We start from the raw sequence: 15,055 nt of genomic DNA, 5'->3' as shown, positions 1-15,055 counted from the left end.
TTGCCAGAAAGGAAGATTCGATGCCGCTGTCCCCTGATCAACAGGCCGAGATCGACGCGCAACGCGCGCAATCGCATCCCACGCGTCGAGTTGTCTCGGCGGGAATGGAAGATCACCTGTACACAGCGCATCAGGTTCTGGATCATGGCTTTGTCCGCGTGATCGACTATATGGGGGACGATGCCGCCATCTGTCAGGCTGCGCGCGTTTCATACGGCAAAGGCACCAAATCTGTTCAGAATGATGAAGGGTTGATCCGGTATCTGATGCGGCACTGGCATTCGACGCCTTTCGAAATGTGCGAAGTCAAATTGCATGTGAAATTGCCAGTATTCGTGGCGCGGCAGTGGATCCGGCACCGGACCGCCAATGTGAATGAATACTCGGCACGGTATTCAATTCTGGATCGCGAGTTTTATATTCCCGCCCCTGAACATGTGGCGGCACAGTCCGAAGTAAACAATCAGGGCCGCGGGGCAACGTTGGAAGGTGAAGAGGCCGCGCGCGTATTGGAAACCCTCAAGGCGGACAGCACGCGGTGCTATGACAACTACGAGTCCATGATCAGCCAGGACGGGCAACAGGGGCTTGCCCGTGAACTGGCCCGCATGAACCTACCCGCAAACGTTTATACGCAGTGGTATTGGAAGGTGGACCTGCATAATCTGTTCCACTTCCTGCGCCTGCGTGCCGACCCACATGCTCAGTATGAAATCCGCGTTTATGCCGAGGCGATGTGCAAGATCGTCGCTGATTGGGTGCCGTTTGCGTATAAGGCGTTCGAGGATTATCGGCTGGGTGCGGTAAACCTGTCTGCCCAGATGGTCGAAAGCCTGCAACGAATGCTGGCAGGAGAGGCGGTCACGCAGGAAAACTCGGGGATGACGGCGCGCGAATGGCGTGAGTTCGAGGCGATCATTCGCAGATAGAACCGACAAGCTGCATAGCTTTTGTCTATACGTGTCGTCATGGAATTGTTACATTGGTTCCATGGCCCGCTTTTTGAACCTTGCTCTGTTATGTCTGGTTTTTGGTTTTGCCCTACCTGTGCGAGCCAAATCCCCATAGCTGAGGTTCTGTGCGAACTGACGCCCCGGCTGCACCAGAAACTGGAAAGTCAGTTCGGCGCGTGGCATCGGGTGTTCGCGGGCCGGAACAGGTTATGGAAGTCTGGGCAAGTCAGCGCGGGGACTGGACAATGGTTGTCACCTACGCGACAGGCACATCTTGCATCGTGGCTACGGGCGAAAACTGGAATAACCACGCCGACGCCAAGCCCGCGCGAGGGTAATGGAACGAAACCGGTGGGGGATGGATAACGGCCGGAAATTGGCCGTCATCCTTAATGATCTACCGCGTGTTTAGCGGGAAGTCGTTACAGTGGTTTCAAATCAGCTGCCATTTGGCGGCCGTCGCGTCCGTCCTGCAACTCGTACGAAACTTTTTGGTTGTCTGCGAGTCCGGTGAGGCCGGACCGTTCTACGGCCGAGATATGTACAAACACATCTTTGCCCCCTTCGTCAGGGGCAATAAATCCATAGCCTTTGGTGGTATTGAACCATTTCACGGTGCCGGTTGGCATGTCCCGTGTCTCCTTCTACTTACGCATTGTCCCACAAATTGGTGGGGGCTGTGGTCAGCGTCACCACACAAAAAAACTGCGTAGCGCATGCTGAACAGTCCAATTCGTGCGTTTCGCCTTTTTCAACATTGCACGGTGAAGTAAAAAATCAAGAATAACCGCAAGAAACGGGCAAGATTGCCTAAAAAGGAAGCAAGGGCAGGAGCGTCAAAGACATGCAGCTTTATGGATTGAAAAACTGTGACACCTGTCGCAAGGCATTGAAATCACTTCCAGACGCCAAGTTTTTTGACGTACGCAGCGACGGTGTGCCGGATTCGGTGCTGTCACGGGCCTTTGCTGAGTTCGGCAATGACTTGCTTAATACCAGATCGACGACATGGCGCGGATTGGACGAAACCCAGCGTGCCAAGGCCCCTTTGGAGCTTTTGAGAGAGCATCCGGCCCTGATGAAACGCCCACTGATCGAAGCGGATGGCAGGCTGTTGTTGGGCTGGACGGCTGAAACCCGTGCTCAGCTTGGCATTTCTTGAACGAGTGCCTATCTGCCTGAAAGCAACAATGAGGATTTTCAATGCGTAATGCCGCAATGTTATTGGGTGTAATCGCCGGGTTGATCGGCATGATCGTCGGGTTCTTCGGCTATGCGAAGGTGGTCGTGGTTGACCATGTCGGTGAAATTGAAGGCATGCTAAGCCAGGTCGACAATCCTGATCTGGTGCAAGCCATTTCGATTATCGCGCCCCTCTTGGCAATCGCGGGCGGGGCCATGGCGCCAGCGCGCGCGTTGATTGCCGGGGTCTTGTTGCTGGTGTCGGCGGCCGCGATGTACTACGCGTTCGGCTTTGGTGTTTTCACCATGTTCCCGATCACATTTGCTGCTGTCGCCGGAGTACTTGGGCTGGCCGCGGGAAAACCGGACCAGCCCAAGGCACATTTCTAAGTTACTTAAGGCGCAGGATCCGGTCGAGTGAGATCGGACCTGCGCCGTTGACGACGATCACCAGCATCAGGAAGGTCCACATCGTGCGCTGATCCATCAGGGACGGGGCCGCGTCGAACAGGCTGCCCAGTTTCACGCCATGTCCGGTGACGTCGACAAGGGTCTGCACCCAGATAAAACCGATCATGCCCAAAGCCGCCAGACGCGAGAATAGTCCAACCAGAAGTAGCGTCGGAAGCACAAATTCGGCAACCGTTCCCATGAAGATGACGATGCGTTGGAAGAACGTCATTTGGGACACGTCATACAGAACAGCTTCTGCCGCTTTGGGGAAAATCTGACCAAAGGCACCTGCCGAAGGCGAAAAGATCGATCCGTCGATCTTCAGCATGGCCGAGTTCCAGTAATAGACCAGAAGAACCGCAACAAAGACCAGCCGTGCCAGCGTAGGGGTCAACCAGCCAGACGCAAAGTCCAGTTTTCCCATGGTGTTATTGTAGGTTGAGATCAGAGCAGTCATGTCTTGGGCCTTTCGATAGTCACAGAGGTTATTGCACCACCCTTCAGAAGCAGTGCCAGAGTGGTTCCAAGATCAAATTCAGGCAGTTCAGCAGTCGTTTTTTCAAATGCCCCGCCGATTGTGTCGCCGTTCTGCATATAGGCGATCCAGTCTGCACCACCCGCTGGAAGCGGATTGGGTGTCGGGTCGAACTCGGCGCGCGTGATCAACACATCCTCGGCCCGTGCATCTGGTTTCGGGGCATCGGCTTCCATGTTGAAGCGCCAGATAGCGTGAATGGGCCAGTCCGAGCGGATCACCTGCATGGCCGGTGCAAACTGCAACCGGGCCTGCATGACCTGCTCGGGCTCGACCGCTAAAACGTCTGCCGGCGCAGGTTCGCTGTCGGCGGCGTGGTAGGACTTGCGCAAGGCAATCTCTAACCGGGCCACGTCGGGCAGGTATCCGAGATGGGCAAGTTGGGGCATTCCGGCCAGAAAATCAGGAAACGCCTCGCCATAAAACATCATCAGAGGAGAGGAGGGCGGGTGTTGACGCAGGAAAATCCCGGCCAGCCCATCCATGTTCTGCGCCCCTAGCAATTTGGCAATCACGGGAAACGCCTGATGCATCGCCTCGGTCAGCGACACCGCAACATTGTTGCGGTACACGCTGAACCGGCGACCGGCGGGGCGCGCGCCACCGTCCAGCAATCCGCCGGGAACGGGCGCTGACGCATCCATCATGGCCGCGCGGAATTCAGATTGCGAAACACTCATACCGGTATCCGGTCCAGTGCGGATTTCGCGCGAACGGCCTCATCTCGCAGAACGGGCCAATCCGGCACATCAGTGTCCCATTCGATCAGAATGGGTTTTGGCCCCGAACGCTCCAGCACATAATCCAGCAGGGTCCACACCGGGTCGACCACTTCTCGTCCGTGACTGTCGATCAGCAGCGGATGACCGTGATCGTCTTCATCCTCATCATGGCCGCCAAGGTGGATTTCCGACACTTTTTCAAGCGGATAGGCGTCAATATAACTTTGCGGCGAGAATTCCAGATTGGTGGCCGAGACAAAGACATTGTTTACGTCCAGCAACAAGCCGCAACCGGTGCGCCTGGCAATCTCCCTCAGGAAATCAGGTTCGGACCAGGTGCTTTCCTCGAAGGCCAGATAGCTGGACGGGTTTTCCAGCAGCATCTGGCGCCCGACCGTGTGCTGGACCTGGTCGATATGTTCACAAACCCGCGCAAGAGTTTCGTCGGTAAAGGGAAGGGGCAGCAGGTCGTTGTAAAAATGGCTGTCATGGGTGGACCAGGCCAAATGTTCGGAAAAGCTTGCAGGGTTCAGCCAGCCTACCAGGTGTTTTAGCCGGGCCAGATGATCAGGGTCCAGCGCGCCTTCACCGCCAATGGAAAGGCCAACGCCATGGACCGAGATTGGGAACTTTTCGGAGAGGTGGCGCAGCTGCGCCAAGGGCCGCCCGCCGTCGCCCATATAGTTCTCGGCATGGATTTCCAGCCATGCAACAGGCTGTGCGTGTTCAAGTACCTGAGCAAAATGTTGCGGTTTGTAACCTACGCCCGGCGCTGCAGGCAGGCGGTTTGACCGGTGGGTGTCATCCAACATGGGCCAGTTCCTCGATCACGAAAGGGAAAGGGCGGGCGATGGTGCCCGCCCCTTGAAATCGTCAGGCCAATCTTATGCCGGCAGGTCGCGTTCCAGCGCTTCCAGCGAACCTTTGCGCGGTGTGCCGTTTGCTTCCGCAGGCAATTCGATGTCAGCGCAGGTGCCTGCGTTAACCAGGGTCCATGCGTTGCCCTGATAATCAACGGTCGAGGTGCCCGCGCATGTGGTTCCGGGACCTGCGGCGCAGTCGTTCTGGCCGGCCAGCGATACACCGTAGCACTTTTCTTTTGCCTGTGCGCTTGCTGTGGTTGCGGCACCCGATACGGCGGCTGCGACTGCGGTTGCGATAACCAGGGATTTAGCTGTTTTCGACATCTCGGTAATCCTCTTGATGACTGGGTATGTCTGCTTGTGACAATGACAAAGGTAGTGGCTTGGTGGGCAGAGTTGAATTCACGAGCCCGTGTCTCACAAGCGCGTCATGGGGCGGCCTGCCCCCTTGCAGCGTAATACACTGTTTTTGATGAAGAAAGGGTGAAATGTTACAATCCGACCCCATAGGAGGGGTCGGATTTTTTTGGATATGGTGCTGTTTGTTACAGCAGATCTGGCGGGGTGGCGGCGCGTGCCAGCTCTTTTGTTACAACATCAAGCGGTTGTACCTGAGTCTGTTTTTCACCCAGTCGCCGCACGCTTACGGTGCGCTCGTCAACTTCGCGGTGACCGACGGCCAGAATTACAGGTACTTTGCCGACCGAATGCTCACGGACCTTGTAGTTGATCTTTTCATTGCGGATGTCAGCCTCGGCCCGCACACCTGCCGCGCGCAGGGTTTCGACCACTTTGGCGACATAGTCGTCCGCGTCGGACGTGATGGACGCGACGACGACCTGACGCGGGGCCAGCCAGAACGGCAATTTGCCTGCGTGTTCCTCGATCAGGATACCGATAAAGCGTTCGAAGGATCCCAGCGTGGCGCGATGCAACATGACGGGGCGGTGTTTGGCCCCGTCGGCGCCGATATAGGTGGCGTCCAGCCGTTCGGGCAGAACGAAATCGACCTGGAAGGTGCCGCATTGCCAGTCACGCCCGATGGCGTCCGTCAGAACGAATTCCAGTTTCGGACCATAGAATGCACCTTCGCCCGGGTTCAGTTCCGGTTCGATCCCGGCGGCACGGGTGGCGGACAAAAGTGCCGCTTCTGCCTTGTCCCATACCTCGTCCGACCCGGCGCGGGTTTCGGGACGGTCAGAGAATTTCACCGAAAAATCCTCGAACCCCAGATCCTTGTAGATCACGCTGAGGAAACGGATGAATTCGGCGGTCTCCGCCTCGATCTGTTCTTCGGTTGAAAAGATATGGGCGTCGTCCTGCGTGAACCCGCGCACCCGCATGATGCCATGCAATGCACCAGAGGGTTCGTACCGGTTGCACGATCCGAACTCGGCCATGCGCAGCGGCAGGTCGCGATAGGATTTCAGGCCTTGCTTGAAAATCTCGACATGGCAGGGGCAGTTCATCGGTTTGAGCGCGTTGACGGCCTTTTCGCGGGCATGTTCCTCGTCGACTTCGACGATGAACATGTTTTCCTGATATTTGTCCCAGTGGCCTGATCGTTCCCACAGTTTGCGGTCAACAACCTGCGGCGTGTTTACCTCGACATACCCACCCTTGCGCTGCTGACGTCGCATGTAGTCCTGCAACTGGGTGTAGATGGTCCAGCCATTGGGGTGCCAGAAAATCTGACCGGGGGCTTCTTCCTGCATGTGAAACAGGTCCATCTCTCGGCCTAGTTTGCGGTGGTCGCGCTTTGCGGCCTCTTCCAGCATATGAAGGTGGTCTTTCAGTTTTTCCTTGCCGGTGAAGGCCACGCCGTAGATGCGTTGCAGCATCGCGCGGTTGCTGTCGCCGCGCCAATAGGCACCGGCGATGGACATCAGCTTGAACGCATCACCGGGAACCTGACCGGTATGTTGCAGATGCGGACCGCGGCACAAATCCTGCCAGTGGCCGTGCCAGTACATGCGCAACGGCTCATCCCCGGGAATGGCTTCGATCAGCTCAACCTTGTAGGGCTCGTTATTGGCCTTGTAGAACTTGATGGCCCGCTCGCGGTCCCAAACCTCGGTGGTGACAGGGTCGCGCTTGTTGATGATCTCTTTCATCTTTTTCTCGATGAGACCAAGATCTTCGGGCGTGAACGGTTCTTCCCGGTCGAAGTCATAATACCAGCCGTTTTCGATAACGGGGCCGATGGTGACCTTGGTCGCAGGCCAGATTTCCTGCACGGCGCGGGCCATGATGTGGGCCAGATCGTGGCGGATCAGTTCGTTGGCCTGCGCGTCATCCTTCATGGTGTGGATGGCAATCTGTGCATCGGCTTCGATGGGCCATTGCAGGTCCCAGTGTTGGCCGTCAACGGTGGCTGAGATGGCCTTTTTGGCCAGCGAACTTGAAATATCGGCAGCCACCTGCGCAGGCGTAACCCCTGCGTCATAGGAACGTGCATTGCCATCTGGGAAAGTGAGAGAGACGGATTTTGAATCCAGGGCCATGTCGGCTCTCCTCGTCGGTTTGGCGCCCACTGAACGCCCGGTTGCGGGTTATTTGCGTCTGGCTGATGTGGCAGGTGCAGCAATTCCTGTCAAGGGTCGCAGGGTACGGTCACTGACGCCACGACACCCCGAATTCGGGAATTGCGACCAATGGGCTGCCGTGCATGATGTTCCCCAAAGCGTAAGAGGGTTTCATGGCGGCGACGGATTTTCTGGAAACAGCACAAGGGCGAAAACTGGCCTATCACAAAACCGAAGGCTCAGGGCCGACCCTGGTTTTTCTGGGTGGGCTTATGTCGGATATGGAAGGCACCAAGGCAGTCCATCTGGAAGCTTGGGCGCAGGCGCGGGGGCGGGCCTTTTTGCGGTTTGATTATTCCGGTCATGGCGAAAGCTCTGGCGCGTTCAAGGATGGCTGCATTGGGGATTGGCATGAGGATACTGTCGCTGCGGTCGATGCCTTGACCAAGGGGCCGCTGATCGCTGTCGGCTCGTCCATGGGGGGGTGGCAGGCGCTTTTGCTGGCCAAGGCCCTGCCGGACCGGATTGCAGGTATGGTCACGATCGCCGCCGCGCCGGATTTCACGGAAGATGGCTATTGGGCATCCTTCACCGATGACCAGAAAGCCGCCCTGGAAACTGTCGGGCATGTCGAGTTGCCGTCCGATTACATGGAACCTTACTTCGTCACCAAACGGATGATCGAAGATGGGCGGCAGCGCCTTGTACTGCGCGACACGTTGAACCTGCCGTTCAAGGTTCGTTTCCTACAGGGAACAGCGGATACGGCCGTTTCGACTGAAACGGCCGTTCGGTTGCTGGACCACGCAACAGGGCCGGACATGCAGCTTCTTTTGGTCAAGGATGCCGATCACAGGTTCTCGGATGATGCATGTCTTGGCTTGATCGAGGCGGCGGTTCTGGATGTGTTGGGAGACGCGTGATGCGGCGTTTGGGATGGCTTCTGGGGCGCTTGTTCCTTGCGTTGATTGTCATCGGCGGCCTTATCTACTGGTTTGGCCCGCGCGAAGAGGTGAACCTGAGCCCAAGCTTTGATCCGCGCAAGTTTGGTGAGGGCGTACAGGTTTATTTCGAAAGCACCGAAGCCGCGTTTGACGATATCGTTCCGGGTGTCGAAAAACGAGTGATCTGGCAGGATGGCTTTAACGAACGGCGCACCCCGTATTCCGTTCTTTACATCCATGGCTTTTCAGCAAGTTCCGAGGAAATCCGGCCAGTGCCGGACCTTGTGGCAGACGCGCTGGGGGCCAATCTGGTTTACACACGCCTGCAAGGTCATGGGCGAAGCGGATCAGCCATGGCGGAAGGCACTGCCTCGGGCTGGATGCAGGACACCGCCGAGGCATTGGCGGCCGCGCGTGCTGTTGGGGACAAGGTGATCGTGATCTCAACGTCGACCGGTGCGACGCTTGCAGCCGCCGCCGCTTTGGATGCCAGCCTCAGCGAAGATGTTGTCGGCATGGTCTTTGTCTCTCCGAATTTCGGGGTCAACACGGCCGCGGCATGGATTCCCACTTTGCCATGGGCGAGGGATTGGTTACCGGTCCTGATGGGGGACGAACGCGATGTATCGGGGCCGGACCCGGAAAAGAACAAATATTGGTCTACTATCTATCCATGGGAGTCGGTCGTGCCGATGTCCGTTCTGGTCGAGAAAGTATTTGCGCTGGATTTCTCGAACGCCCTTGTGCCCGTGCTGTTCTGGTTCTCGGACAACGATCAGGTGGTGCGCCCTGGCCGCACACACGAGGTCGCCGAAGCGTGGGGTGCGCCAGCATCCGTCAAACTGGTGACAATTGGTGCCGAGGATGATCCGTCATCTCATGTTATTGCCGGTCGCCTGATGTCGCCAGGGCAGACCGACGCGGCTGTGGCCGGTATCCTGGATTGGTTAAAAGGGCTGGGGGTGGAATGATGGCGGCCTCGGGTCGCGGTAAGATGCGTAAGCCGGGCAGTATGTGGAGCCTTGAGACCTTAGGGCGCGTTCGTCTGTCCCGGTATTTCTTCATGCGCGATTTCCTCTATTCCGAGATCGGGAACTTTCACCAAAAACAGAACATTCCAGACTATCCGGATCTGGCTATCGAGACAGGACGTGCGTTCTGTGAAACTCTGCTGGACCCGCTGGAAGAGACCTTTGGCAGGATCGCCGTGCGCTCGGGCTATCGCTCGCCGTCGCTGAACAGGTTTGGCAATGAAAACAGACTGAACTGTGCCCGGAATGATTACCCGTTGGAGTGCCACATCTGGGATCGTGGAGCCGGGGACGAGCGGATTGCCGGGGCGTCTGTTGTTGTCCCCTGGTTCGCGGATCAGTATGCGCAGGGCCGGGATTGGCGCGATCTGGCATGGTGGATGCATGATCACCTGGATTATTCCGAGATCTGGTTCTTTCCGAAACTCTGCGCTTTCAATTTGGTGTGGCGCCCTAAACCGCAGCGCCGGATTGACAGCTATATTGCGCCACGCGGATGCCTGCTGAAACCCGGCGCTGAGCCCGAGGAAAGTGCCGCTTCACGACGGTCCCGCTATGCGGACTTTCCAGCTTTTCGGGCAATCGCCTATCCGTGACGTTCCGCTTGTTTGAATGTGATAAACTCTCAACCTGACTGCAAACCCAAGGGCTCGGGAAACCGAGCGTATGGAGGCCCCGCGTGATCGAGCCGCTGGTACTGCTACCTGGACTGATGTGCGATGCCCGACTGTATCGCCCTCAGATCGAGGTGTTTTCGCAGACGCGACCCGTAACCGTTGCGCCGCTCTCAGCAGGTGAGCGTATCGAAGAGATCGCCTCGGGTCTGCTGGACCAGCTTCCACATCGGTTTGCACTGGCTGGATTAAGCATGGGTGGTGTGGTGGCGTTAGAGCTGATCCGCCGAGCACCGGAACGTGTGTCGCGCCTGTGCCTGATGGCAACTGATGCGCAGGCGGACACGCCTCAAATGGCGGCCAGTCGCGAAGACCTGATCATTGGCGCGCAAGGTGGCCGGTTGGAGGAGGTCATGCGGAAACTTGTAAGTTCCGACGCGCTGGCACCGGGCCCGCAGCGTATTCCCATCCTGAACGGTTTGCTGGCAATGGCGCAGGATTTGGGTGCTGAAACTTTCGTGCGTCAGATGCGTGCCCTGCAACGCCGCCCGGATCAACAGGCCGCGTTGCGTCGCATCAAGGTGCCCACGTTGGTTCTGTGTGGTGCGCATGACACTTTGACGCCGGTCAAACAGCATTCTTTCATGGCAGAACTCATTCCCGGAGCGGAACTGCTGGTTATTGAAAAGTCCGGTCACTTGCCGACCCTCGAGACGCCCGACATCGTCAATGAGGCACTGCAAACCTGGTTGGACGCCCAGCAACGGTTTGATTACTGGTAAAGCATCGCGCGTTCGGTCTTTGAAATGACAGTTGGCGTCACCACGGGTTTACCGGTTTCTCGATCGAAAAACGGTGTGTTCTTCCATCGCCCGGACAGGCGCGATCCGACGGCCCTGCGCAACAGGCCAAAAATGGCGGGGCCGGGATTTTCGTGCTTTTGCTTTCCGTTTGGTTGGGGAACAAACCCGCGTGTCGTGACGGGTCCTAGCGCCGAAGCACCACCCGCAACCCGGCCGACGATAACGCCAGCAAACGGGAGTTTCGCGGTTTTGGGCGTTGCCGCCAAAGGTGCGTTACAGCAACTGGCGTACCAACGCAGCATGCCCTTGGGGCTGAGTTGCATCGCCGCAAGATACTGACTTCCTGTGCTGATTTCGATCTCATCCGGTGCGATCTGAAAAATCCCGACAGGTCCGGGTGCGGGGTCCGGTTGCTTGAAATACAGTTGAGCGGCTCGGCAATCATTGCAGAAACACTCAACATGTGTGCCTTGCCTAACACCGCGGGTTGAAATACGTCCCTGCAAGTTGCCGCATAGACAGGAAAAGGCGAGGCCATTTTGCGCTGACCCGCTCATGTCGGTTAGGCTACCTTGTTGGAGTTGGCCGCGCGACGGTTTGGTTTTCGCGCGTTTTCGTTCATGAAATCAATCACAAGAGGGCGAATGTTGTCGCGCCAGCTGCGGCCTGCGAAGATACCATAATGACCGGCACCGGGTTCGACGTGGCTTGCCTTTTTGCTGTCCGGCAGGCCGGTGCACAAATCCAGCGCGGCAATACACTGGCCGGGTGCGGAGATGTCATCATTTGCACCTTCGACAGTCTTCACCGCAACATCGGTAATCTTACTGATGTCCACCTTGTGACCCGCGACCACGAACTCGTTTCTCGCAATCTCTCGATTTTTGAAGACCCGCTCGACCGTCGAAAGATAGAACTCGGCTGTCATGTCCATCACGGCCAGGTATTCGTCATAGAAACGGTTATGGGCATCCTGGTCCGAGGCCTCGTCCCGCATGACGCGCTGGATCTGGTCGGAAAACGCTTTGGAGTGACGATCTGCGTTCATGGACATGAACGAGGCCAATTGCAGCAGACCCGGATAGACCATACGTCCAACGCCCTTGTACTTGAAGCCAACACGCTGGATCATTGTTTCTTCCAACTGGCCCATGGTGACGCGACGACCGAAGTCTGTCACATCGGTCGGCGTTGCGTCCGGGTCGACGGGGCCACCTATTAGCGTCAGGGTGCTTGGTTGAGCTTTGGGTTCAATCTCGGCCAGGTATGCCGTTGCGGCCAAGGTCAGAGGCGCAGGCTGGCAAACGGCAACAACATGGGTGTCCGGTCCAAGCTCTTTCATAAAATCTACAAGGTAGAGCGTGTAGTCTTCGACATCGAATTTACCTGCAGACACAGGGATATCGCGCGCATTATGCCAATCGGTGATGTAGACTTCGCAATTGACCAGAAGGCTTTTGACTGTCGACCGCAGCAACGTTGCATAGTGACCGGACATCGGGGCAACCAACAGCACTTTGCGCGGTTGTTCTTTTCGGCCATTGATGCGGAAATGTACCAGATCACCAAAAGGGCGTTCCAGAACGGTCGTGATTTCAACCAGATGATCCTTGCCATCTTCGCAGGTGAACGTGCGAATACCCCAATCGGGCTTTGCAACCATCCGCTGGAACGTACGCTCGGTCACTTCACCCCAGGCGGCCATCCAGTTGAATGCGGGGTTCGGCACCATGGAAAACATCGGATAAGACGCCATCGCGCTGGCGGTTGCACCAAGCCACTGGTTGGTGTTTCGCGCAGTTTCCATCAGGTCGTAGGTCATCATGTAGCGCATAAATGGGGCCTCCTGAGTGTCAGCCTGAGAGTTCGGACCATTCGTCGCTTTGCCCCCCAGCACCCACGACGTTATTCTGCATAGCAGCGAGGTTAGGGGGGAATTGTTAAAATGACAACTAGTGAAGACCACATGCCAGACGTATCCGAAGAACATATTGAACGCCTTAAAGAAAATATGGAAAAGGTCGAGAAGCTGTCCAAGCGCCTGATTGAGGTCATGGCTGTAAAACGGCCGCACACACCCGCGCTGGACGGCCCGAATCAAGAGCTTTTCGCACGAGCAGCAAGTGCCTACTGGGCGGAGGCTTGGCAAAATCCCGCCAAACTACTGGAACAGCAGATAGAATTCTGGGGCAAGTCAGTGCTGAACTTTGCCGAGGCGCAGAAAGCGCTGACTGCGTCTGACGCGGAAGGCGAAGCCCCCAAAACAGAAGACAAGCGATTTTCGAACCCCCTTTGGGAGACCAATCCCTATTTCCGACTGATCCGCCAGCAATACCAGACCAATGCGCAAGCGATCGCGCAGGCTGTTGCGTCCGTGGACGATCTGGATGCCAAGGACAAAAGGCGGCTGCAATATTTCTCGCAGCAAATCGTCGATATGATGGCGCCGACAAACTTCCTGGCGACCAATCCGGATGCATTACAAAAAGCGGTCGAAACCGAGGGCCAGTCACTGATCAAGGGGTTGGAAAACCTTGTGTCAGATCTTGAGGCCAACAATGGCGAGCTGGTCGTCAAACTGGCAGATGAGAGTGCCTTTGAGGTCGGCGGTAACCTGGCGACGACGCCGGGGGAGGTGGTTTATCGTAACCGGATGATGGAACTGATCCAGTACAAGCCGGCGACCGAAACTGTATATGAGACACCGATTGTCCTGTTCCCGCCCTGGATCAACAAGTTCTATATTCTGGACCTGAAAGCCCAGAACAGCATGATCAAATGGATCACCGAGCAGGGATATACCCTGTTTGTAGTGAGCTGGGTCAATCCGGACGAAAGCTATGCCGAAACCGGCATGGAAGACTACATTCAGGACGGTTTCCTGACCGCGATCGAGGCGGCCAAGAAGATTTGCAAGGTCAAACAGGTCAACGCGGTGGGGTATTGCATTGCAGGTACCACCCTGAGCCTGACGCTGTCTCTGCTGAAACAGCGAGGAGACAAGTCGGTCAAATCGGCGACCCTGTTCACCGCATTGACGGATTTTTCCGATCAGGGAGAGTTCACGCCTTTCCTTCAAAACGATTTTATCGACGGAATCGAAGAAGAAGTGAAAAAGGAAGGTGTTCTGCGGTCGTGGATCATGGCGCGCACAATGTCATTCCTGAGATCACGTGACCTTATCTATGGCCCGGCCATTCGAAGTTACATGATGGGGGAAGTGCCCCCGGCCTTTGATTTGCTGTACTGGAACGGTGACGGAGCCAACCTGCCTGCGAAAATGGCGGTGGAGTACTTGCGTGGGCTATGCCAGCGCAATGAATTCGCGACCGATGGCTTTGAGGTACTGGGGCATAAGCTGAAGCTCGGTGACGTTGATGTGCCCCTGATGGCCATCACATGCGAAACCGATCATATCGCGGCGTGGAAAGACTGCTATCGCGGTGTGCAAAAGATGGGCTCGAGATCAAAAACTTTCGTGGTTTCCGAGTCGGGTCATATTGCGGGCATCGTGAACCCGCCCAGCAAGAAAAAGTATGGGCATTACACCAACCCGGATTTGAAAACAGACGCCGCCACCTGGTTAAAGGAAGCCGATTTTCATGAAGGGTCATGGTGGCCCATGTGGGATGCCTGGCTTAAGAAACGGTCGGGCAAGCAGGTACCGGCCCGTGAACCTGGCGATTCGAAGCACCCGAGCCTGGGAGCTGCACCCGGAACGTATGTAGTGGCAAAACCAAACGCCTGATTTCATTCTGAAACTTGATTTTTTCTGCAGCGCAGCAAGAAAAAACTTGCAATGCTGCGCTGCAGCAATCATATTGTCCTCAAGCTGATGAAACCCGGGGTGGGCCCGGACTGGCTAAAAGGATTATGACAATGGCTAAGACCCAAGACTTTACCGCGATCATGAAAGACATGATGGGTGCATTCCCCGTGGACACAACCGCAATGGAAGGCGCATTCAAATCGACCGCTTCGCTGAATGAAAAGCTGTCGGGCGTTGCTCTGGAAGCTGCAGAGAAATCGGCAGAAATCTCGAGCAAATGGACCAAAGACACGCTGGCCAAACTGACCGAGATGTCGAAAGCCAAGGCAGAGCCTGCCGACTACGCAAAAGCAGCAACCGATTTCGCAAGCGCGTCTGCTGAAGTTGCAGCCGAGAACATGGCCGCTTTCGCAGAAATCGCGAAAAAAGTTCAGACCGAAACCGTCGAACTGCTGATGGCTGCTGGTAAAGAAGCTGCGGAAGAAGCATCCGCCGCTGTTAAAAAAGCAACCAACGACGTGACCACAGCCGCTAAAAAAGCTGCTGCTGCGAAGTAAGAAAAGTCAGCGAAACGCACCCGACCCTCCCTATAGGTGCAATCGCGTTGGGCAGGTCCATTGACCTGCCCTTTCTTTTTGTGCTGCACTCGCATAACCTGTGC

The 15,055-nt window shown here is 56.5% G+C and carries 18 protein-coding genes; 10 read left to right on the top strand and 8 right to left on the bottom strand.

The annotated features are described in order from the left end of the window. Positions 1-20: 20 nt before the first annotated feature. On the top strand, positions 21-929 hold the full coding sequence (gene thyX, locus ACR0BF_RS12595; RefSeq protein ID WP_480517585.1) for an FAD-dependent thymidylate synthase: 909 nt from the start codon (positions 21-23) through the stop codon (positions 927-929). Between the two features lie 149 nt (positions 930-1,078). Then, positions 1,079-1,291: a hypothetical protein gene (locus tag ACR0BF_RS12590; RefSeq protein ID WP_480625024.1), complete on the top strand. Its 213-nt coding sequence runs from the start codon at positions 1,079-1,081 to the stop codon at positions 1,289-1,291. An 84-nt stretch (positions 1,292-1,375) separates the two neighbouring features. On the opposite strand, the gene ACR0BF_RS12585 is transcribed toward ACR0BF_RS12590, so the two are convergent. Continuing rightward, positions 1,376-1,582, bottom strand: coding sequence for a cold-shock protein (locus tag ACR0BF_RS12585; protein WP_008758035.1), 207 nt, complete (start codon positions 1,580-1,582; stop codon positions 1,376-1,378). A gap of 215 nt (positions 1,583-1,797) precedes the next feature. On the opposite strand from ACR0BF_RS12585, the gene ACR0BF_RS12580 reads away from it, so the two are divergent. Together ACR0BF_RS12580 and ACR0BF_RS12575 are read left to right on the top strand one after the other, a co-directional pair. Beyond that, positions 1,798-2,115 (top strand): ArsC/Spx/MgsR family protein, encoded by a 318-nt coding sequence (locus ACR0BF_RS12580; protein WP_480473464.1) that lies wholly within the window; start codon positions 1,798-1,800, stop codon positions 2,113-2,115. A 41-nt stretch (positions 2,116-2,156) separates the two neighbouring features. After that, complete coding sequence (locus tag ACR0BF_RS12575) at positions 2,157-2,525, top strand: hypothetical protein (protein ID WP_480473463.1); 369 nt, start codon at positions 2,157-2,159, stop codon at positions 2,523-2,525. Position 2,526: 1 nt separating this feature from the next. On the opposite strand, the gene ACR0BF_RS12570 is transcribed toward ACR0BF_RS12575, so the two are convergent. The 5 genes from ACR0BF_RS12570 to thrS all read right to left on the bottom strand — a co-directional run bounded on the left by ACR0BF_RS12570 (position 2,527) and on the right by thrS (position 7,212). Continuing rightward, entirely contained in the window at positions 2,527-3,045 is a 519-nt protein-coding gene (locus tag ACR0BF_RS12570; protein ID WP_480473462.1) for a DoxX family protein, read from the bottom strand. Next, entirely contained in the window at positions 3,042-3,803 is a 762-nt protein-coding gene (locus ACR0BF_RS12565; protein WP_480473461.1) for an HvfC/BufC family peptide modification chaperone, read from the bottom strand. The genes ACR0BF_RS12570 and ACR0BF_RS12565 overlap by 4 nt, the downstream gene beginning before the upstream one ends. Beyond that, the gene (bufB, locus tag ACR0BF_RS12560) at positions 3,800-4,657 is read right to left on the bottom strand and encodes an MNIO family bufferin maturase (protein ID WP_480625023.1); all 858 of its coding nucleotides are present in this window, start codon (positions 4,655-4,657) and stop codon (positions 3,800-3,802) included. Before bufB ends, ACR0BF_RS12565 begins: the two co-directional genes overlap by 4 nt. A 72-nt stretch (positions 4,658-4,729) precedes the next feature. Then, positions 4,730-5,032, bottom strand: coding sequence for a BufA1 family periplasmic bufferin-type metallophore (locus tag ACR0BF_RS12555; RefSeq protein WP_480625022.1), 303 nt, complete (start codon positions 5,030-5,032; stop codon positions 4,730-4,732). 221 nt (positions 5,033-5,253) lie between these two features. Then, complete coding sequence (gene thrS, locus ACR0BF_RS12550) at positions 5,254-7,212, bottom strand: threonine--tRNA ligase (protein ID WP_480603150.1); 1,959 nt, start codon at positions 7,210-7,212, stop codon at positions 5,254-5,256. A gap of 194 nt (positions 7,213-7,406) precedes the next feature. On the opposite strand from thrS, the gene ACR0BF_RS12545 reads away from it, so the two are divergent. The 4 genes from ACR0BF_RS12545 to ACR0BF_RS12530 all read left to right on the top strand — a co-directional run bounded on the left by ACR0BF_RS12545 (position 7,407) and on the right by ACR0BF_RS12530 (position 10,604). Further along, complete coding sequence (locus tag ACR0BF_RS12545; protein ID WP_480603152.1) at positions 7,407-8,156, top strand: alpha/beta fold hydrolase; 750 nt, start codon at positions 7,407-7,409, stop codon at positions 8,154-8,156. Continuing rightward, positions 8,156-9,148 (top strand): alpha/beta hydrolase, encoded by a 993-nt coding sequence (locus ACR0BF_RS12540; protein ID WP_480625021.1) that lies wholly within the window; start codon positions 8,156-8,158, stop codon positions 9,146-9,148. The genes ACR0BF_RS12545 and ACR0BF_RS12540 overlap by 1 nt, the downstream gene beginning before the upstream one ends. A gap of 41 nt (positions 9,149-9,189) precedes the next feature. Continuing rightward, the gene (locus ACR0BF_RS12535; protein WP_480625059.1) at positions 9,190-9,804 is read left to right on the top strand and encodes a hypothetical protein; all 615 of its coding nucleotides are present in this window, start codon (positions 9,190-9,192) and stop codon (positions 9,802-9,804) included. An 83-nt stretch (positions 9,805-9,887) separates the two neighbouring features. Continuing rightward, on the top strand, positions 9,888-10,604 hold the full coding sequence (locus tag ACR0BF_RS12530) for an alpha/beta fold hydrolase (protein ID WP_480625020.1): 717 nt from the start codon (positions 9,888-9,890) through the stop codon (positions 10,602-10,604). Here ACR0BF_RS12530 and ACR0BF_RS12525 read toward each other — a convergent pair. Further along, positions 10,595-11,182, bottom strand: a complete 588-nt coding sequence (locus tag ACR0BF_RS12525) for a DUF6151 family protein (RefSeq protein WP_480625019.1) — start codon at positions 11,180-11,182, stop codon at positions 10,595-10,597. The two genes, ACR0BF_RS12530 and ACR0BF_RS12525, sit on opposite strands and share 10 nt — an antisense overlap. A 5-nt stretch (positions 11,183-11,187) precedes the next feature. Next, positions 11,188-12,459: a polyhydroxyalkanoate depolymerase gene (phaZ, locus tag ACR0BF_RS12520; RefSeq protein WP_480553820.1), complete on the bottom strand. Its 1,272-nt coding sequence runs from the start codon at positions 12,457-12,459 to the stop codon at positions 11,188-11,190. Positions 12,460-12,570: 111 nt separating this feature from the next. Between phaZ and ACR0BF_RS12515 the strand changes: the two genes are divergently transcribed. Both ACR0BF_RS12515 and ACR0BF_RS12510 read left to right on the top strand, forming a co-directional pair. Beyond that, on the top strand, positions 12,571-14,373 hold the full coding sequence (locus ACR0BF_RS12515) for a PHA/PHB synthase family protein (protein ID WP_480625018.1): 1,803 nt from the start codon (positions 12,571-12,573) through the stop codon (positions 14,371-14,373). Positions 14,374-14,504: 131 nt separating this feature from the next. Continuing rightward, a complete protein-coding gene (locus ACR0BF_RS12510) occupies positions 14,505-14,951 on the top strand; it encodes a phasin family protein (RefSeq protein WP_209503426.1) in 447 nt (148 codons plus the stop codon). The last annotated feature ends 104 nt before the right edge of the window (positions 14,952-15,055 follow it).

The organism is Ruegeria sp. AG7, assembly GCF_056541545.1.
This window is presented reverse-complemented; position numbering and strand designations above follow the sequence as displayed.

Excerpts from the sequence above, each read along its gene's own strand:
- thyX (WP_480517585.1), top strand. The coding sequence starts at position 21 with ATGCCGCTGTCCCCTGATCAACAGGCCGAGATCGACGCGCAACGCGCG.
- ACR0BF_RS12585 (WP_008758035.1), bottom strand. The coding sequence starts at position 1,582 with ATGCCAACCGGCACCGTGAAATGGTTCAATACCACCAAAGGCTATGGA.
- ACR0BF_RS12580 (WP_480473464.1), top strand. The coding sequence starts at position 1,798 with ATGCAGCTTTATGGATTGAAAAACTGTGACACCTGTCGCAAGGCATTG.
- ACR0BF_RS12575 (WP_480473463.1), top strand. The coding sequence starts at position 2,157 with ATGCGTAATGCCGCAATGTTATTGGGTGTAATCGCCGGGTTGATCGGC.
- ACR0BF_RS12570 (WP_480473462.1), bottom strand. The coding sequence starts at position 3,045 with ATGACTGCTCTGATCTCAACCTACAATAACACCATGGGAAAACTGGAC.
- ACR0BF_RS12565 (WP_480473461.1), bottom strand. The coding sequence starts at position 3,803 with ATGAGTGTTTCGCAATCTGAATTCCGCGCGGCCATGATGGATGCGTCA.
- bufB (WP_480625023.1), bottom strand. The coding sequence starts at position 4,657 with ATGTTGGATGACACCCACCGGTCAAACCGCCTGCCTGCAGCGCCGGGC.
- ACR0BF_RS12555 (WP_480625022.1), bottom strand. The coding sequence starts at position 5,032 with ATGTCGAAAACAGCTAAATCCCTGGTTATCGCAACCGCAGTCGCAGCC.
- thrS (WP_480603150.1), bottom strand. The coding sequence starts at position 7,212 with ATGGCCCTGGATTCAAAATCCGTCTCTCTCACTTTCCCAGATGGCAAT.
- ACR0BF_RS12545 (WP_480603152.1), top strand. The coding sequence starts at position 7,407 with ATGGCGGCGACGGATTTTCTGGAAACAGCACAAGGGCGAAAACTGGCC.
- ACR0BF_RS12540 (WP_480625021.1), top strand. The coding sequence starts at position 8,156 with ATGCGGCGTTTGGGATGGCTTCTGGGGCGCTTGTTCCTTGCGTTGATT.
- ACR0BF_RS12535 (WP_480625059.1), top strand. The coding sequence starts at position 9,190 with ATGTGGAGCCTTGAGACCTTAGGGCGCGTTCGTCTGTCCCGGTATTTC.
- ACR0BF_RS12525 (WP_480625019.1), bottom strand. The coding sequence starts at position 11,182 with ATGAGCGGGTCAGCGCAAAATGGCCTCGCCTTTTCCTGTCTATGCGGC.
- phaZ (WP_480553820.1), bottom strand. The coding sequence starts at position 12,459 with ATGCGCTACATGATGACCTACGACCTGATGGAAACTGCGCGAAACACC.
- ACR0BF_RS12515 (WP_480625018.1), top strand. The coding sequence starts at position 12,571 with ATGACAACTAGTGAAGACCACATGCCAGACGTATCCGAAGAACATATT.
- ACR0BF_RS12510 (WP_209503426.1), top strand. The coding sequence starts at position 14,505 with ATGGCTAAGACCCAAGACTTTACCGCGATCATGAAAGACATGATGGGT.